Consider the following 17,552-nt stretch of genomic DNA (forward strand, 5'->3'; position numbering starts at 1 on the left):
TCGCCGCGGGCTGCTCTGTCCGCTGAGTGCCTCGGGAGTCGGGCGGCGGCTGGGAAGACGCGGCGAGCGGACGGAGGGTCGGGCGGCGCGCGTACGATGGGCGGGTGCCAGCAGTGAATCTGGGTCTTCCCAAGGTGCCCATGACCCTCGCCCCCCGCCGCAAGTCCCGCCAGATCAAGGTCGGGAAGGTGCTCGTGGGTGGTGACGCCCAGGTCAGTGTGCAGTCGATGTGCACGACCCCGACGACGAACATCAACGCGACTCTCCAGCAGATCGCCGAGCTCACGGCCTCCGGCTGCGACATCGTGCGGGTCGCCGTGCCGAGCCGCGACGATGCGGAGGCGCTTCCGATCATCGCGAAGAAGAGCCAGATCCCGGTGATCGCCGACATCCACTTCCAGCCCAACTACGTCTACGCGGCGATCGACGCCGGGTGCGCCGCGGTCCGCGTGAACCCGGGCAACATCCGCAAGTTCGACGACCAGGTCGGCAAGATCGCCGCCGCCGCGAAGGCCGCGGGCGTCTCGATCCGCATCGGCGTCAACGCCGGCTCGCTCGAGCCGAGCCTGCTGCAGAAGTACGGCAAGCCCACCCCGGAGGCCCTCGTCGAGAGCGCCGTCTGGGAGGCGAGCCTCTTCGAGGAGCACGACTTCCACGACTTCAAGATCTCGGTCAAGCACAACGACCCCGTCGTGATGGTGAAGGCCTACCGCCTGCTGGCCGAGCGCGGCGACTGGCCGCTGCACCTCGGCGTGACGGAGGCGGGCCCCGAGTTCCAGGGCACGATCAAGTCGGCGACGGCGTTCGGCATCCTCCTCGGCGAGGGCATCGGCGACACGATCCGCGTGTCGCTGTCCGCGCCGCCCGCGCAGGAGGTCAAGGTCGGTCTGCAGATCCTGCAGTCGCTCAACCTCCGCGAGCGCAAGCTCGAGATCGTGTCGTGCCCGAGCTGCGGTCGCGCCCAGGTCGACGTCTACACGCTCGCGAACGACGTCACGGCCGGCCTCGAGGGCATGAGCGTGCCGCTGCGCGTCGCCGTGATGGGCTGCGTCGTGAACGGGCCCGGGGAGGCCCGCGAGGCCGACCTCGGCGTCGCCTCCGGCAACGGCAAGGGCCAGATCTTCGTCAAGGGCGAGGTCATCAAGACCGTCCCCGAGGCCGAGATCGTGAAGACGCTCATCGAGGAGGCCAACCGCCTGGCCGCCGAGATGCCCGCGGACGACACCTCGACCGGCGCTCCGGTCGTCACCGTCGGCGCCAACTGAGGCGGAGCGGGGCGCGATCGTCGTGGTCCGCCCCGTCCTGCGCCTCGCCCTGACCATCGTCGTCGCGACCCTCGCCGCGGCCGGCGTCGCCTCGCTCCGTCCGGCCGCTGCGGCGGGCATCGACGGCTGCACCGATCGCCGCACCGCCGCGGATCCGTTCGGCTGCGATCGCTGGGTGCTGACGGCCGCGTCGGGGGAGGGGCCCTACTCCGCCTGGGTGGAGGACGCGCGGGTCCGCCTGCGCACCGAGCGGGTGGACGGCTACGAGACCCTCGTGATCGGCACCGAGTGCTCGAGCGTCGTCGCGCCGTTCACGATCGACGCGGGCGTGCTGGCGCCGCAGGAGCCGCCCGTCTGGACGGACGACTGCGGCGAGCAGCCCGGCCCCGCCGAGAACCGGCTGCTGGCCCTTCTGTCGGCCCCGGTCGTGCTCGGCGGGACCTCGGAGGACGTCGTCCTGGACGGGGTCGGCGGGAGCCTGGTGTTCTCGCGCATCCCCGACTGACGGCGCCCCCGGCCGCGCGGGCTCCGGATAGGATCGTCCCTCGTGGTTACCCGTCTGTCGCACCTGTTCGTCCGCACCCTCCGAGAGGATCCCTCGGACGCCGAGGTCGCGAGCCACCGCCTCCTCGTGCGCGCGGGCTACATCCGCCGCCAGGCCCCGGGCGTGTTCGCCTGGCTGCCGCTCGGCCTCCGCGTGAAGCGCCGCATCGAGCGGATCATCCACGAGGAGATGGAGGCGGCCGGCGCCCAGGAGGTGCACTTCCCCGCTCTCCTGCCGCGCGAGCCCTACGAGGCGAGCGGACGCTGGACCGAGTACGGCGACGGAGTGTTCCGCCTCAAGGACCGCAAGGACGCGGACTACATGCTGGCGCCCACCCACGAGGAGTTCTTCACCCTCCTGGTCAAGGACCTCTACTCCTCCTACAAGGACCTGCCCCTGTCGATCTACCAGATCCAGGACAAGTACCGCGACGAGGCGCGTCCCCGTGCCGGCCTCCTGCGCGGACGCGAGTTCACCATGAAGGACGCGTACTCCTTCGACCACACCGACGCGGGCCTCGACGCGAGCTACCAGCTGCAGCGCGACGCCTACGAGCGGATCTTCGCCCGCCTCGGACTCGAGTACGTGATCGTGCAGGCCGACGCGGGAGCCATGGGCGGGTCGCGGAGCGAGGAGTTCCTGCACCCGACCCCCGTGGGCGAGGACACCTTCGTCCGCTCCGCCGGCGGCTACGCCGCGAATGTCGAGGCGTACCGCACCCCCGTGCCCGAGGCCCGTCCCCTCGAGGGACTGCCGGAGGCGCGCGTCTTCGACTCGCCCGACACCCCCACGATCCAGACGCTGGTCGACCTGGCGAACGATCGCGAGCCCCGCGCCGACGGCCGGGCCTGGACCGCGGCCGACACGCTGAAGAACGTCGTACTCGCGCTCACCGCCCTCGACGGGACCCGCGAGCTCGTCGTCGTGGGCCTGCCGGGCGACCGCGACATCGACCTCAAGCGCGCGGAGGTCGCCTTCGCGCCGGCCGAGGTCGAGGCGGCCACCGAGGCCGACTTCGCGAAGCACCCCGGTCTGGTCAAGGGCTACATCGGCCCCTGGTCGCCCGAGGGCGCGGTGCTCGGCGAGGAGTCGGCCACCGGCGTGCGCTACCTGCTCGACCCCCGCGTGGTCGACGGCACGGCCTGGATCACCGGGGCGAACATCCCGGGGAAGCACGTCCTCGACCTCGTCGCCGGGCGCGACTTCACCGCCGACGGCGTCGTCGAGGTCGCGGACGTCCGCGCCGGCGATCCCGCTCCGGACGGCTCCGGCCCGATCGAGACGGCGCGCGGCATGGAGATCGGCCACGTGTTCCAGCTCGGACGCAAGTACGCCGAGGTCCTGGGCCTGAAGGTCCTGGACGAGAACGGCAAGCTCGTCACCGTGACTATGGGGTCGTACGGCATCGGCGTCACGCGGATCCTCGCCGTCATCGCCGAGAGCAACCACGACGACCGCGGCCTGATCTGGCCCGAGAACGTCGCTCCGTTCGACGTGCACGTCATCGCCACCGGCAAGGACGCGGCGGCCCTCGCCCTCGCGGAGTCGGTCGGCGCCTCGCTCGAGATCGCAGGTCGCGACGTGCTGATCGACGACCGGCCCAAGGTGTCGCCGGGAGTGAAGTTCGGCGACGCCGAGCTGATCGGCGTGCCCGTCATCGTGATCGCCGGTCGCGGTGCGGCCGAGGGGATCGTCGAGCTCTGGGACCGCCGGACCGGTGAGCGCGAGCAGCTCCCCGTCGCCGAGGCGCTCGCGCGCCTGGGAGCCTGACGGGTCACCCCCTCCGGTCCCGGGTGCTCGGCACCGGGGTCCGCTAAGATCAATGGTCCCGACGCGCGGACCGGCTCCCGACGGAGCCGGCGCACCGCCGGCGTCGGGCGAGACTTCGACGTGGTCGCACTGTGCGACGCCAAGTGAATAGAGAGAAAGGCCCGCCGTGGACATCGACCTGAGCGTTCTGCGCCTCCTGGAGCGCGAGCGCGAGATCCCCTTCGAGGAACTCGTGCAGATCATCGAGCAGGCGATCCTCACCGCCTACCTCAAGCACATCGGGCAGGCGGACGACGCCGACAAGGCCACCGCCGTGGACGCCCGCGTGCACCTCGACCGCAAGACCGGCCACGTGTCGGTCTTCGTCCCCGAGATCGACGAGGAGGGGGCCGTCATCGGCGAGTCCGAGGACTCGCCGCGCGACTTCGGCCGCATCGCCGCCTTCGCCGCGAAGCAGGTCATCAACCAGCGCCTGCGCGACATCGGGGACGAGAAGGTCCTCGGCGAGTTCAAGGGCCGCGAGGGCGACATCGTCGCGGGCGTCATCCAGCAGGGCCCGAACCCCAAGATGATCCACGTCGACCTCGGCTCGATCGAGGCGATCCTCGCTCCCGAGGAGCAGGTCCCCGGGGAGGACTACAGCCACGGGCGCCGGATCCGCGTCTACGTCACCAGCGTCAGCCGCGGCCAGAAGGGCCCCTCGGTCCAGGTCTCGCGCACGCACCCCTCGCTCGTGCGCAAGCTCTTCGCGCTCGAGGTGCCCGAGATCGCCTCCGGCGTCGTCGAGATCGTGTCGCTCGCCCGGGAGGCGGGGCACCGCACCAAGATCGCGGTCCGCGCCACCGAGCCCGGAGTGAACGCCAAGGGCGCCTGCATCGGCGAGCTCGGACAGCGCGTCCGCGCCGTCACCGCCGAGCTGAACAACGAGAAGATCGACATCGTCGACTACTCCTCCGACCTGCCCACCTTCGTCGCCAGCGCGCTGTCGCCGGCGAAGGTGACCAGCGCGTTCGTGATCGACCAGAGCCTCAAGGCCGTGCGCGCGCTCGTCCCCGACTACCAGCTCTCGCTCGCCATCGGCAAGGAGGGTCAGAACGCGCGACTCGCCGCGAAGCTGACCGGAGCGAAGATCGACATCCAGCCCGATTCGGTGATGGACGGGGAGTGATCCCCGAGCATCGGCCGTGCGGGGAAGCGCTCCCGCGGACGAGGGAGTAGAGTGGAACCCGTCAGAACGTGCGTCGGCTGCCGTCTGCGCGCCCCCCGGGCCTCTCTTCTGAGGTTCGTCCTCCACTCGAACTCCCTCGCGGTCGATCCGCGCGCGGTCCGTGCTGGGCGGGGAGCGTGGCTGCACGACACGTACGACTGCTACGAACGCGCGGTGAAGCGCCACGCGTTCCCCAGGGCGTTCAAGACGCGCGAGAGCGTGGATCCGAGCGAGCTGGAGCAGTACATCACCCGCGGTTCGACCGGCCCGGTTCCTCCCCACGAGGAGCCGACACAGGGCGCGGTCGCATCGCAGAGAGAACAGGCAGAACGGCCCGTGAACTGATCATGAGCAACGACTGATGAGCGGCTCGAAATGAGATCCGTCCGTTTGTGATGGCCTGCCCCGTCTTGGGCGCAGGCCCAAGACAGGAGAGAAGTGGCAAAACCACGCGTACACGAGATCGCAGCCGAACTCGGCGTCGATAGCAAGGTCGCACTTGCGAAACTGAAAGAACTGGGCGAGTTCGTCAAGGGACCGTCCTCGAGCATCGAGCCCCCCGTGGCCCGCAAGCTCCGCCAGGCGCTCCAGGGCAGCGCGGGAACCTCCGCGCCGGCCCCGACCGCCACCAGCAGCGCCCGCCCCGGCGCGCCGCGCCCGTCCGGTGCGCGTCCCTCCGCCCCGGTCCCCGGCCCGGCCAAGCCGCCCGCTCCGGCGCCGGCTCCGCCGATGTCGGTCGCCGAGCGCCAGGCTCAGGCCCAGGCCGCACAGGAGGCCGCTGCCGCTGCCCGCGCGCAGGCCGCCGCCGACGCTCCGGCCGAGGCTCCCGCTGCTGCGGCTCCCGAGGCGAAGGCGCCCAGCGCCCCCGCCGAGAAGCCCGCTGCGAGCCCCGCCGCCGGTGGACCCAAGCCCGTCACCCCGCGTCCGGCTCCCGCCGCCAACCCCCCGCGCCCCAGTGGCTCCGGTGGTGCAGCGGGCGGTCCCGGTCGTCCCGGCGCGCCGCGTCCCGGCAACAACCCGTTCGCCAGCAACCAGGGCATGGGACAGCGTCCCGCCGCCCCGCGTCCCGGCAACAACCCGTTCGCCAGCTCGCAGGGCATGGGCTCGCGCCCGACCCCGAGCAGCATCCCCCGTCCCGCAGCCCCCCGCCCCGGCGCCCCGCGCCCCGGTGGGCCCGGCATGGGCCAGCGTCCCGCGGGCTTCGGCCAGCGTCCCGGCGGTCCCGGCGGCGGAGCAGGACGTCCCGGCGGTGCCGGTCGTCCCGCAGGCGGCGGCTTCCAGCGTCCCGGCGGCGGCGCCCCCGGTGCCGGTGGCGGCTTCGCCCCGCGTCCCGGTGGCGGCGGCGGTCGCGGTCGCGGCCCCGGCGGTGGCACCGCAGGTGCCTTCGGTCGCGGTGGCGGCAAGAGCAAGGCCCGGAAGTCCAAGCGCACGAAGCGTCAGGAGTTCGAGCTCAGGGAGGCTCCGTCGCTCGGCGGCGTCAGCGTCCCCCGCGGCGACGGCAAGACGGTCATCCGTCTGCGCCGCGGCGCGTCGATCTCGGACTTCGCCGACAAGATCGAGGCCATGACCGGCGTGCCGGTGCCCCCCGGCAACCTGGTCACCGTCCTCTTCGCCCTCGGCGAGATGGCGACGGCGACCGAGTCGCTCGACGAGGCCACCTTCGAGGTGCTCGGCGGGGAGCTCGGCTTCAAGATCCAGGTCGTCTCGCCCGAGGACGAGGACAAGGAGCTCCTCGAGGGCTTCGGTCTCGACCTCGAGCAGGAGCTCGACGACGAGACGGACGAGGATCTCGAGATCCGTCCCCCCGTCGTCACCGTCATGGGTCACGTCGACCACGGAAAGACGCGCCTGCTCGACGCGATCCGCAACGCCAACGTCGTCGCAGGCGAGGCGGGCGGCATCACGCAGCACATCGGTGCGTACCAGGTCGTCGCGGAGCACGAGGGCATCGAGCGCCCGATCACCTTCATCGACACCCCGGGTCACGAGGCGTTCACCGCCATGCGAGCCCGCGGTGCCCAGGTCACGGACATCGCGATCCTCGTGGTCGCGGCGGACGACGGCATCATGCCGCAGACCATCGAGGCGCTGAACCACGCCCAGGCGGCCAACGTGCCGATCGTGGTCGCGGTCAACAAGGTGGACAAGCCCGACGCCAACCCGGCCAAGGTGCGCCAGCAGCTCACCGAGTTCGGTCTGGTCGCCGAGGAGTACGGCGGAGACGTCATGTTCGTCGACGTGTCGGCCCGCGCCGGCACCGGCATCCAGGACCTCCTGGACGCCGTGCTGCTCACCGCGGACGCCGGTCTCGACCTGCGCGCCAACCCCAACAAGGAGGCACGCGGAGTCGCGATCGAGGCGAAGCTCGACAAGGGACGCGGTGCGGTCGCGACCGTCCTCATCCAGTCGGGAACGCTGCGCGTCGGAGACGCGATCGTCGCCGGAACGGCCTACGGCCGCGTTCGTGCGATGGCGGACGAGAACGGCAACGCCGTCCTCGAGGCCGTGCCGTCGCGTCCGGTGCAGGTGCAGGGACTCTCGTCCGTGCCCCGCGCCGGCGACACCTTCCTCGTCACCGAGGAGGACCGCACCGCCCGCCAGATCGCCGAGAAGCGCGAAGCCGCTCAGCGCAACGCCCTGCTGGCCAAGGCCCGCAAGCGCATCTCGCTCGAGGACTTCACCCGTGCTCTCGAAGAGGGCAAGGTCGAGTCGCTCAACCTCATCATCAAGGGCGACGTGTCCGGTGCCGTCGAGGCGCTGGAGGAGTCGCTCGTCAAGATCGAGGTCGACGACTCGGTGCAACTGCGCATCATCCACCGCGGTGTCGGTGCGATCACGGAGTCGGACGTCAACCTCGCGACGATCGACAACGCGATCATCGTGGGCTTCAACGTCCGCCCCGACCCGAAGGCCCGCGAGCGCGCTGCTCGAGAAGGAGTGGACATCCGCTTCTACTCGGTCATCTACAACGCGATCGAAGAGGTCGAGAACTCGCTCAAGGGCATGCTCAAGCCCGAGTTCGAAGAGGTCCAGTCGGGTGTCGCCGAGATCCGCGAGGTGTTCCGCTCCTCGAAGTTCGGCAACATCGCGGGTGTCATCGTCCGCTCCGGCACGATCACCCGCAACTCCAAGGCGCGCGTCATCCGCGACGGCGTCGTGGTGGGCGACAACCTCGCCATCGAGTCGCTGCGTCGCTTCAAGGACGACGTCACGGAGGTCCGTACGGACTTCGAGGCCGGTATCGGTCTCGGCAAGTACAACGACATCCAGATCGGCGATGAGATCGAGACGATCGAGATGAAGGAGAAGCCGCGAGGCTGATCCGACGCTCACGAGGAGGCCCGGGGTTCGCCCCGGGCCTCCTCGTCGTTGGAGGGGGGTCCTTCCGGTCGGCCTCGGGCCGGTCGGGACGGCGGCGTCCTCTTCGCGGGCCCTTCCCGCGCCCTGCGGGCGCCCGCCAGACCCGAGCCGGGCACGCGAAGAGGACGCCGCCGCCCCTCCACTCCGGTGGGGTGCACTCCTCCAGGTCGGCTCCGGGGCGAGCGGTCGTGCGAGGCGGTGCACCCACTCCGGACGGAGGAGCGGGCGGAACGCCTCGTCGCGCCTCGCGGCTCGGGTCTGGCGGGCGCACCGCAGGTGCGCGGGAAAGAGGCGTCGCGAGGCGTTCCGTCGGCGACGTCCCCTTCCCAGCCTCCTGGCCGGCGGACGTCAAGGCGGGGAGCCGTCCCACGGCGCGGGAGAATAATCAGAGGACGGGCCCGACGGCCCGTCGAGAGAGAGAAGAGGACCGGCTATGGCAGATCCGGCACGGGCGAGGAAGCTCGCCGACAGGATCAAGGTGATCGTCGCCAAGCGGCTCGAGCGCGGCATCCGCGACCCGCGGCTCGGCTTCGTCACCATCACGGACGTCCAGGTGACCGGCGACCTGCAGCACGCCTCGGTGTTCTACACCGTGTACGGCACGGACGAGGAGCGCACGGACTCGGCGGCGGCACTGAAGGCGGCCACGGGCATGCTGCGGACCGAGGTGGGCAAGAACATCACGTCGCGCCTGACCCCGTCGCTCGAGTTCATCCTCGACGCGGTCCCCGAGAACGCGAAGCACATCGAGGATCTGCTCGCCGCGGCGCGCAACCAGGACTCGCAGGTGCAGACGCTGGCGGCCGGCGCGAGCTACGCCGGCGACGAGGACCCCTACGTCAAGCCGCGCGAGGACGACGACGAGGACTGATCCACCGCACGGAGCACCGCGGAGCCCGTGGCGACATCGACCGATTCCAGGACGACGTCGACACGGGCTCCCGGCGTGAGCGGGGACCGCACGTCGACCGTGATCTCGGGGTCGAGGAGCTGGACGGAGGAGCGCGTCCGCGCGGACGAGACCACGACGCCCGAGAAGGTCGAGCCCTCGCGGCCGCGGAGGATCGCGGCCTCGACGACGGCGGTGGCGGCTCGTGACGCGGCTCCGGAGCGGCGGTCACCGGCGGCCATGAGCGCGGGGATCCCGGGCAGCGCGTCACGGAGGCCCGTCGGCAGCTCCTCCCGACGGCTGATCGCGAGGCAGACGGCCAGTCCGAAGCGGTCGACGAGGCGGCGCAGCGGGGCGGTGACGTGGGCGTACGGAGCGGCGAGCGCGGCCTGCTCCGGATCCTCCGGGCGCACGCCGTCGAAGGCCGTGTAGCCGGCGCCGCGGAAGAGCGAGGCGGCCGCGTGCATGACGGCGAGCTGGGCGGGGTCGGTCGTGTCGAGGCGGCGGAGGTACGCCCCGTACGGCTCGTCGGCGGGCCACGGCGCGCCGAGCACCTCGGTGCGCGCGCGGAACGCGGCGACGGTCTCGTCGTCGGCGGGCGGCATGGTGCGCAGGATCCCGACGCCGGCGTCGAGCATCATCGCGGCCGCGGCCATCCCGGTCAGGAGCGACACCTGCGCGTTCCAGTCCTCGGACTCGAGCGGGGCGCGGCGCTCGACGCGGTAGGCGCCGTCCTCGGCGACGATCTCCTCCTCGGGCAGGGTGAGGCTCGCTCCGCCCCGCTCGGCCTCGCGGGCGCGGCGCTCCCGGCCGAACCAGGGCAGCAGCGCGATCGAGGGGTGCAGGGTGCCGGAGTCGGCATCGTGCTGCACGCCCTCGTAGTCGAGCCGGGCGACGCTGCGGACGAGGGCCCGGTCGAGGCGCACGGAGCGGGGCTCAGCGTCGGGGCCGAGCTTGATCGTCCAGACGAGGGCGCGGCGCCGCTCGTCGGGGAGGAGCGAGGCCGTGCCCTCGGAGAGCACCGCCGGGTGCAGCGGGACGCGGCCGTCGGGCAGGTAGTAGGTCTGGGTGCGGCGGCGGGTCTCGGCGTCGAGCGCGCCTCCGGGGCGGATCACGGCGGGGACGTCGGCGATCGCGTAGCGGAGGACGGCGGCGGACGGGGAGCCCTCGAGGTGCACCGCCTGGTCGAGATCGAGGGAGCCCGGCGGATCGATCGTGACGAACGGGACGTGCGTCAAGTCGATCCGGCCCGCATCGTCGGCGTTCGCGTCCACGATCTCCGCCTCCGCCAGGGCGTCGGCGGGGAAGCCGCCCGGCAGATCGTTCTCAGCGCGGACCGCGGCCAGCGCGGCGTCGAGCTCGGAGTCGGGGCGGGGGAGGCGGAGACGACGTCGGGTCACGGCGCCACGCTACCGGCCTCCTCCGACCCGCTGGAGGCGATCAGGAGTGGGGGAGGAGGTAGCCCTCGTCCGGGGACCCCGTGGCGAGGCCGTCGGACAGCAGCCCGGCGAGCGCCCGGTCGAGCTGCTCGGCGTCGGGCCACAGCGAGCGCACCTCGGCCGCCGTCACGGGGCGGTGGGCCGCACGGAGCTCGGCGAGCACCAGGCCGCGCACCTGCCGATCGGAGCCCTCGAACCTCTTCTGCCGCGTCTTGACCGGTCCGTCGTAGGCCGGGTAGCCCTCGGCGCGCCAGCGGCAGGAGTCGCGGATCGGGCAGACGTCGCAGCGCGGGGAGCGCGCGGTGCAGACGATCGCGCCGAGCTCCATCATCCCGGCGTTGAAGACCGTGGACTCCTCGACGTCGACGGGGAGGAGTGCGTCCATCGCCGCGAGGTCGGGCTTCGTGCGGGGCGGCCCGGGCTCGGCGACGCCGGCGACGGCCCGGGCGATGACCCGGCGCACGTTGGTGTCGACGACCGGAGCCCGGCGCCCGTAGGCGAAGACCGCGATGGCGCGGGCCGTGTAGTCGCCGACTCCGGGGAGGGCGAGCAGGGCGTCGACGTCGTCGGGCACGACGTTGCCGTGCTGGTCGGCGATCGCGACGGCGCAGGCGTGCAGGCGCAGGGCGCGGCGCGGGTAGCCCAGGGACTGCCAGGCGCGGACCGCCTCCCCGGAGGGCACGGCCGCGAGATCGGCGGGAGTGGGCCAGCGGCGCAGCCACTCCTCGAGTCGGGGGACGACGCGGACGACCGGGGTCTGCTGCAGCATGAACTCGCTCACGAGCGTGCCCCAGGCGGGGAACCCTTCGCGGCGCCACGGCAGATCGCGGGCGTCGGAGCGGAACCAGTCGACGATCGCGGGGGCGAAGGCGGCGGGCATCCGTCCAGCGTACGTGCTGCCGCGTATCGTGGACGGATGACGAAGTGGGCTCCGCAGAAGGCCGATGTGCTCGACGCGCTCGCGGCGGAGGTGCTGCACAACTACTCGCGCGGCAGGGTCGCGGTGGCGATCGACGGCGACGACCCGGCGGTGTCGTCGGCGTTCGCGGAGGACCTGGCGGCGGCGGTCCGCCGGGCCGGCCACGGGGTCTTCGTCGCTCACCTGACCGACTTCCAGCGGCCCCGCGCGGAGCGCGACGACGTGTCGATCGCCGCGGAGGAGCGCGCCTACCGCCTGCGCTACGACTACGAGCTGCTGCGGCGCGTGCTGCTCGACCCCTTCAAGCTCGGCGGGAGCACGGGCTTCGTCCTGGCGGCCTTCGACGCCGTGCGGGAGGAGCAGCGGCAGCCGCGCTGGCGGACCGCCGGCCGCGACGCCGTGCTGCTGGTCGACGGCGAGTTCGCCCTCCGCCCGGAGCTGCGCGGCACGTGGAACCTCAGCATCCGGCTCGACACCCAGGAGCCGCCGGTCGACGCGGCCTACAGAGCGACCACCGATCCGCGCCGGCTCGCCCCGGTGCTGATCGACATCCGCGACCCGGAGCATCCGCGTCGCGTCTTCGCCGACTCCTGCTGAGCGGATCCGCGCTCAGAGGGCGGCGGCGCGACGCACGACCTCGTCCGCACCGAGGAACGCACCGGATCGCTCGACCTCGTGCACGAGGTCGACGAGCAGCTGGTTGACGGGCGCCTCGCGGCCGAGTCGGTGGGCCGTGCGCACGACGGCTCCGGCGAGATGATCGATCTCGGTCCGCACGCCGCGCCGGACGCTCTGCAGCGTCGATCCGGGGTTCGGCACCTCGCCCATGCCCTTGGCCATCCGCCGGGGCAGCAGCTCGACGACCGGCAGCGGTGCCGCGGCGAGCGCTCGGACCGCCGGGTCGGTCAGCCCCTGCAGGGCACCGAAGCGGACGCCGGCGGCGAGCCCCGTTCGGGCCGCCTCCTTCATCGCCCGGGCGAGCAGACGGCGCAGGCGCGGATCTGCGATGGTCGCCTGGACGGACAGACCGGTGATCGCGGGCAGCGCGTTGACCTCGTTGATCAGGAGCTTGGTCCACTGCGCACCCAGGAAGTCGTCGGTGACCGCGACGGGCACCGCCTCGCCCAGGACGGCGGCCGCCCGGCGGACCTCGTCGTCGGCGGGGCGGCCGGGGACGCCGAGCGTGGTGGTCGCGGACGCCGTGACCGTGACACGGCCGGGCTCGAGGTGGCTGGCCGCGAAGAGGGCGAGCGCTCCGACGAGCGAGGCGTCGCGGACCTGGCGGGACGCCGCCTGCAGCCCGTCGAGCCCGTTCTGCACGACCACGATCAGAGTGCCGTCGACGGTGCGGCGGTTCGCGCGGAGGGCGTCCTCGGCGTCCTGCGCCTTGGTGCAGAGGAAGGCGACGTCGGGGACCAGGTCGAGGGTCTCGCCGGTCCTGACCCAGGCGGTGTGCTCGCCCCACGCGCCGTCGAGGCGGATGCCCGACCGGCGGATCGCGGTGAGGTTCGCGCCGCGCGCGGTCGCCTCGACGTCGTGCCCGGCCCGGTCCAGGAGGGCGGCGATCGTTCCGCCGACGGCGCCCGTCCCGAGTACTGCGATCCTCATCCGACCAGCCTAGGACGGAGCCGCCCGGCGGCCGGTCTGCGCGGGGAGCTCCCGATCGGCGCGTGTATCCTCGCACCCGTGTTCGCGACCCCCACTCCTCCGGTGACGGCCCCGAACGGGATCCTCCTGCTGGACAAGCCCGGCGGCATCACCAGCCACGATCTCGTGTCGCGGACCCGGCGCCGCGCCGGGACGCGCAAGGTCGGGCACGCCGGGACGCTCGATCCGATGGCGACCGGGCTGATGATCCTGGGGCTCGGCCCGTCGACCCGACTGCTCACCTACCTGGTCGGACTCGACAAGCAGTACGAGGCGACGATCCGCCTCGGCGCCTCGACCAGCACCGACGACCGCGAGGGCGAGGTCCTCGAGACGGCCGACGCCGCCGCGGTCGCCGCGATCCTCCCGGAGCAGGTCGACGCCGCGGTCTCGGATCTCACGGGAGCGATCGAGCAGGTTCCGAGCTCGGTGAGCGCGATCAAGATCGACGGTCGCCGCGCCTACGCCCGCGCCCGCGACGGCGAGGAGGTGGTGATCCCCGCGCGACCTGTGACGGTGAGCGCTTTCGACGTGCTCGCGCGCCGCGAAGTCGACGGCTTCCTCGACCTGGACGTGAGCGTCTCGTGCTCGTCCGGCACCTACATCCGGGCACTCGCCCGCGACCTCGGAGCGGCCATCGGCGTCGGCGGGCACCTCACCGCGCTCCGCCGCAGCGCTGTCGGCCCGTTCACCGTCGCGCAGGCGGGCGTCATCGACGAGCTCGACGTCGCATCGGCACTGCTGTCGCCGACCGCCGTGGCGGGCGAGCTGTTCCCCCTCCTCCGCCTGGACGCGCAGGCGTCGGCGGACCTGGCGAACGGCAAGCGGATCCCGGTTCCGGAGTCGCTCCGCGAGTCGTCGGGGCTCCTCGCCGCGGTCGCCCCGGGGGAGCGGCTGATCGGCCTCGCCGAGCGGCGCGGCGCGGTGCTCAAGAGCGTCGTCAACTTCCCGACCGAGGACGTGCGGGCGGTCGCGCCGTGATCGAGTGGTTCACGATCGTCCAGGTCGCGGTCGCCGTCGCGGCCGGGCTCCTCTGCCTGATCCTCGGCCTGTTCGATCGCAGGCCGTCGGACGTGTCGGTCGGCGCGACCGCGATCGTCGAGCTGCTGCTGATCGTGCAGCTCGCGGTGGCCATCGTGTCGCCGCTCGTCGGCAACGACCCCTCCGGCAGCCTGCCGGAGTACTACATCTACCTGATCTCGGCGCTGCTGCTGCCGCTCGCGGCCGGGTTCTGGGCGCTGATCGAGCGCACCCGGTGGAGCACCGTGATCCTCGGAGTCGTCTGCCTCTCGATCGCGGTCATGGTGTACCGCATGCACCAGATCTGGTTCGTCCAGGTCGCCTGATGCCGCCGGGCCGGCTCCCGGCTCCGAGCGCCTACCATTGACCCTGCGATGTCCACACACTCCAGCGAGGCCGAGGATCGGGGCGCCTCCACCCCGACTCAGCCGTCCCGACCCGTCCGCTCCGCACGCTCGAGGGGGGTCGGCAGCCTCCTCGTGGTCGTCTACGGGATCCTCGCGCTCGCCGCGACCGGCCGCTCGGTGTTCCAGATCATCGACCGCTTCGACGAGGCGCCGCTCGCCTTCTCGCTCTCGGCCCTCTCGGCCGTCGTCTACATCCTCGCCACCGTCGCGCTCGTCGCCCGCGGTGCCTTCTGGCAGCGGGTCGCCTTCGTCACCATCACGTTCGAGCTGGTGGGCGTGCTCGTCGTCGGGGCGATCAGCGTGCTGGCCCCCGGGCTGCTCGGGCTGACGAGCGTCGATCCCTTCGGCCGCCAGTCGACGGTCTGGTCGGCGTTCGGCGCCGGCTACCTGCTCATCCCGCTCGTCCTGCCCGTGCTCGGGCTCTGGTGGCTGCGCGTGCAGGGCCGACGGGCGGCGCGGTGATGCGGATCGAGACGCGACCGGAGGACCTCGCCGGCATCGGCCCCTCCGCGGTGACGATCGGGAAGTTCGACGGCGTCCACTCCGGTCACAGGGCCGTCATCGGCACGCTGCACGAGCGGGCGCGCGAGCGCGGACTCGCCGCCGTCGTGGTGACCTTCGATCGCAACCCGTTGAGTGTCATCGCACCCGAGAAGTGCCCGCCCGCGCTCGTCGGCAACGAGCAGAAGCTCGAGCTCCTCGCCGGGACCGGAGTGGACGCGACGCTGCTGCTGACGTTCGACGAGGAGTTCCGCTCGTGGACGCCGCACGAGTTCGTGCAGCGGATCCTGGTGGACGCGCTGGAGGCGCGAGTCGTCCTCGTCGGCTCCGACTTCCGATTCGGGGCGCGCGGCGCCGGCGACATCGACCTGCTCCGTGCGCTCGGCGCCGAGCACGGCTTCGAGGTCGAGCTGATCGACGACGTCCGTCCGGAGCACGGCCGGCGGGTCTCGTCCACCTGGATCCGGGAGCTCCTCGCCGACGGCGACGTGGAGCACGCGACGCGCCTGCTCGGGCACGAGCCGGTCGTCCGCGGCGTGGTCGTCCACGGGGCGAAACGGGGTCGCGAGCTGGGCTTCCCGACCGCGAATCTGTCCCCGGAGTCGCAGGGCCTGATCCCGGCCGACGGCGTGTACGCCGGTCGGCTCACCGTCGAGGGGCGCACCTACCCGGCGGCGATCTCGGTGGGGAGCAACCCCACCTTCGTCGGAGTGCCACCCAAGCAGGTCGAGGCGTTCGTGCTCGATCAGACCCTGGATCTCTACGACCGCGTCGTCGACGTGGCCTTCGTCTCGAGGATCCGCGGCATGGTCGCGTACGAGGGCGTCGAGCCGCTCATCCGCCAGATGAACGACGACGTGAGCCGGGTCCGCGTCGTCCTCGGCGAGTCCTAGCAGCGCGGGCACATCCCACCACCCTGCGCGTCCTAGCAGCGCAGGACGGACCGCACCAGCGGGGGAGCCTGCCAGGGCATCGGCGTACCGTGGCCGACATGAGCGAATCCTCCTCCGATCCGTCGCGCCCGCTGGCGCTCGTCACCGGCGCGACCGGCTACATCGGCGGCCGGCTCACCCCGCGACTGCTCGAGGCCGGCTTCCGCGTCCGCGTGCTGGTCCGCGACCCGCGCAAGCTCGCCGAGGTGCCGTGGGCCGAGCAGGTCGAGGTGGCGCAGGGCGACCTGGGCGATCCGGAGTCGCTGACCGCCGCGTTCGAGGGCGTCTCGGTGCTGTACTACCTGGTGCACTCGATGGGCTCAGGGGCCGACCACGCGAAGTTCGAGGAAGTCGAGAGCCGGGCGGCGACGAACGTCGCCGAGGCCGCGCTCGCGGCCGGCATCGACCGGATCGTGTACCTCGGCGGGCTGCACCCCGACGGCCAGAAGCTCTCGAAGCACCTGCGCTCCCGCGCCGAGGTCGGCCGGATCCTGATGGAGTCGGGCGTTCCGACGATCGCCCTGCAGGCCGGAGTGATCATCGGCTCCGGCTCCACCTCGTTCGAGATGGTGCGGCACCTCACCGACGTGCTGCCCTACATGCCCGCTCCGCAGTGGGTGCGCAACTTCATCCAGCCGATCGCCGTGCGCGACGTGCTGCACTACCTCATCGGCTCCGCCTCGCTCGAGGACCGCACGCTCAACCGCACGTTCGACATCGGCGGCCCGGACGTGCTGCGCTACGGCCAGATGATGAACGGCTACGCGGTCGAGGCCGGTCTGCCGCAGCGGCCCATCGCCTCCCTCCCGGTCTTCACACCCTGGCTCGCCTCGCAGTGGGTCAACCTCGTCACGCCGATCCCGCGCTCGCTCGCGGTGCCGATCATCGCCTCGCTGCAGTACGACTGCGTGGTGCGCGAGCAGGACATCCGCTCGCTCATCCCGGATCCCGAGGGCGGCCTCACCCCCTACCGCCGCTCGGTGCGGTTGGCGCTGGGCAAGATGCAGGCCGGCGAGATCGAGACGAGCTGGCAGAACGCCGAGGTCTCGGGCGCCCCGAGCGATCCGCTGCCGAGCGACCCGGAGTGGGCGGGCCACACCGTCTACGTCGACCTCAAGGTCCGCCGGACCGACGCCGACGCGGCGAAGCTGTGGCGGGTCATCGAGGGGATCGGCGGGACGAACGGCTGGTACTCGTTCCCGCTCGCGTGGGCGATCCGCGGCTGGATGGACAAGCTGGTCGGGGGAGTGGGCCTGCAGCGCGGGCGCCGCGACTCCGAGCGGCTGCACGCCGGCGACGCGCTCGACTTCTGGCGCGTCGAGGCGATCGAGCGGCCGACGCTGCTGCGCCTGCGCGCCGAGATGAAGGTGCCGGGCGGAGCGTGGCTCGAGATGCACGCGGAGCCGGACGAGGGCGGCGGATCCGTCTACACGCAGCGTGCCGTCTTCTTCCCGCAGGGGCTCGCCGGACGCCTCTACTGGTTCGCGGTCCTGCCCTTCCACGGCATCGTCTTCAACGGCATGGCGAACCGGATCACGGCCACCGCGCTCGACCTGCCGGACTCGGGCGACGAGCGCTCCTCTGGCGGGCGCGGAGCGCAGCGGTGACAATGGAACGGCCGGAGAGCAGCGACACCGCTCCCGGCATCGATG

General features: G+C 72.3%; 16 protein-coding genes. 13 read left to right on the top strand and 3 right to left on the bottom strand.

Annotation, left to right across the window (positions count from 1 at the left end):
* The first annotated feature begins 104 nt into the window (after positions 1–104).
* From ispG to rbfA, 7 genes are all read left to right on the top strand, one after another.
* Positions 105–1,265: a flavodoxin-dependent (E)-4-hydroxy-3-methylbut-2-enyl-diphosphate synthase gene (gene ispG / locus ASF46_RS06600; RefSeq protein ID WP_082481773.1), complete on the top strand. Its 1,161-nt coding sequence runs from the start codon at positions 105–107 to the stop codon at positions 1,263–1,265.
* Positions 1,266–1,287: 22 nt separating this feature from the next.
* Entirely contained in the window at positions 1,288–1,770 is a 483-nt protein-coding gene (locus ASF46_RS06605) for a hypothetical protein (protein ID WP_056866858.1), read from the top strand.
* 42 nt (positions 1,771–1,812) lie between these two features.
* Positions 1,813–3,579: a proline--tRNA ligase gene (locus ASF46_RS06610; protein WP_056866859.1), complete on the top strand. Its 1,767-nt coding sequence runs from the start codon at positions 1,813–1,815 to the stop codon at positions 3,577–3,579.
* A gap of 166 nt (positions 3,580–3,745) precedes the next feature.
* Positions 3,746–4,747 carry a transcription termination factor NusA gene (gene nusA, locus ASF46_RS06615; RefSeq protein ID WP_055794643.1) on the top strand — a complete coding sequence of 334 codons (1,002 nt, stop codon included), beginning with the start codon at positions 3,746–3,748 and terminating at the stop codon, positions 4,745–4,747.
* Between the two features lie 51 nt (positions 4,748–4,798).
* Complete coding sequence (locus ASF46_RS06620) at positions 4,799–5,131, top strand: YlxR family protein (protein ID WP_082485288.1); 333 nt, start codon at positions 4,799–4,801, stop codon at positions 5,129–5,131.
* A 93-nt stretch (positions 5,132–5,224) separates the two neighbouring features.
* Positions 5,225–8,107 (top strand): translation initiation factor IF-2, encoded by a 2,883-nt coding sequence (gene infB, locus ASF46_RS06625; protein ID WP_055794641.1) that lies wholly within the window; start codon positions 5,225–5,227, stop codon positions 8,105–8,107.
* A gap of 472 nt (positions 8,108–8,579) precedes the next feature.
* Positions 8,580–9,017: a 30S ribosome-binding factor RbfA gene (gene rbfA, locus ASF46_RS06630; RefSeq protein ID WP_055794638.1), complete on the top strand. Its 438-nt coding sequence runs from the start codon at positions 8,580–8,582 to the stop codon at positions 9,015–9,017.
* On the opposite strand, the gene ASF46_RS06635 is transcribed toward rbfA, so the two are convergent.
* Entirely contained in the window at positions 8,981–10,435 is a 1,455-nt protein-coding gene (locus ASF46_RS06635) for an RNB domain-containing ribonuclease (RefSeq protein WP_082485289.1), read from the bottom strand. The two genes, rbfA and ASF46_RS06635, sit on opposite strands and share 37 nt — an antisense overlap.
* Positions 10,436–10,475: 40 nt before the next feature.
* On the bottom strand, positions 10,476–11,354 hold the full coding sequence (locus tag ASF46_RS06640; RefSeq protein WP_056866860.1) for an A/G-specific adenine glycosylase: 879 nt from the start codon (positions 11,352–11,354) through the stop codon (positions 10,476–10,478).
* A gap of 36 nt (positions 11,355–11,390) precedes the next feature.
* On the opposite strand from ASF46_RS06640, the gene ASF46_RS06645 reads away from it, so the two are divergent.
* The gene (locus tag ASF46_RS06645) at positions 11,391–11,990 is read left to right on the top strand and encodes a hypothetical protein (protein WP_056866861.1); all 600 of its coding nucleotides are present in this window, start codon (positions 11,391–11,393) and stop codon (positions 11,988–11,990) included.
* 12 nt (positions 11,991–12,002) lie between these two features.
* Here ASF46_RS06645 and ASF46_RS06650 read toward each other — a convergent pair whose 3' ends face one another.
* A complete protein-coding gene (locus tag ASF46_RS06650; protein ID WP_056866862.1) occupies positions 12,003–13,001 on the bottom strand; it encodes a ketopantoate reductase family protein in 999 nt (332 codons plus the stop codon).
* 78 nt (positions 13,002–13,079) lie between these two features.
* Between ASF46_RS06650 and truB the strand changes: the two genes are divergently transcribed.
* From truB to ASF46_RS06675, 5 genes are all read left to right on the top strand, one after another.
* Positions 13,080–14,021, top strand: a complete 942-nt coding sequence (truB, locus tag ASF46_RS06655) for a tRNA pseudouridine(55) synthase TruB (RefSeq protein WP_056866863.1) — start codon at positions 13,080–13,082, stop codon at positions 14,019–14,021.
* Positions 14,018–14,386 carry a hypothetical protein gene (locus ASF46_RS06660; RefSeq protein WP_056866864.1) on the top strand — a complete coding sequence of 123 codons (369 nt, stop codon included), beginning with the start codon at positions 14,018–14,020 and terminating at the stop codon, positions 14,384–14,386. The genes truB and ASF46_RS06660 overlap by 4 nt, the downstream gene beginning before the upstream one ends.
* A 48-nt stretch (positions 14,387–14,434) precedes the next feature.
* Entirely contained in the window at positions 14,435–14,929 is a 495-nt protein-coding gene (locus ASF46_RS06665) for a hypothetical protein (protein ID WP_056866865.1), read from the top strand.
* Positions 14,929–15,861: a bifunctional riboflavin kinase/FAD synthetase gene (locus ASF46_RS06670; RefSeq protein ID WP_056866866.1), complete on the top strand. Its 933-nt coding sequence runs from the start codon at positions 14,929–14,931 to the stop codon at positions 15,859–15,861. The genes ASF46_RS06665 and ASF46_RS06670 overlap by 1 nt, the downstream gene beginning before the upstream one ends.
* Positions 15,862–15,959: 98 nt before the next feature.
* The gene (locus tag ASF46_RS06675; protein ID WP_056866867.1) at positions 15,960–17,507 is read left to right on the top strand and encodes an SDR family oxidoreductase; all 1,548 of its coding nucleotides are present in this window, start codon (positions 15,960–15,962) and stop codon (positions 17,505–17,507) included.
* Positions 17,508–17,552 lie beyond the last annotated feature (45 nt).

This window comes from Rathayibacter sp. Leaf296 (assembly GCF_001423045.1).
GTDB classification, from domain to species: Bacteria; Actinomycetota; Actinomycetes; order Actinomycetales; family Microbacteriaceae; genus Rathayibacter; species Rathayibacter caricis.

Bases quoted from the DNA above. Each gene is read 5' to 3' on its own strand.
- ASF46_RS06670 (WP_056866866.1), top strand. From the start codon at position 14,929: ATGCGGATCGAGACGCGACCGGAGGACCTCGCCGGCATCGGCCCCTCC.
- ASF46_RS06675 (WP_056866867.1), top strand. From the start codon at position 15,960: ATGAGCGAATCCTCCTCCGATCCGTCGCGCCCGCTGGCGCTCGTCACC.
- rbfA (WP_055794638.1), top strand. From the start codon at position 8,580: ATGGCAGATCCGGCACGGGCGAGGAAGCTCGCCGACAGGATCAAGGTG.
- ASF46_RS06640 (WP_056866860.1), bottom strand. From the start codon at position 11,354: ATGCCCGCCGCCTTCGCCCCCGCGATCGTCGACTGGTTCCGCTCCGAC.
- ASF46_RS06650 (WP_056866862.1), bottom strand. From the start codon at position 13,001: ATGAGGATCGCAGTACTCGGGACGGGCGCCGTCGGCGGAACGATCGCC.
- ASF46_RS06645 (WP_056866861.1), top strand. From the start codon at position 11,391: ATGACGAAGTGGGCTCCGCAGAAGGCCGATGTGCTCGACGCGCTCGCG.
- ASF46_RS06665 (WP_056866865.1), top strand. From the start codon at position 14,435: ATGTCCACACACTCCAGCGAGGCCGAGGATCGGGGCGCCTCCACCCCG.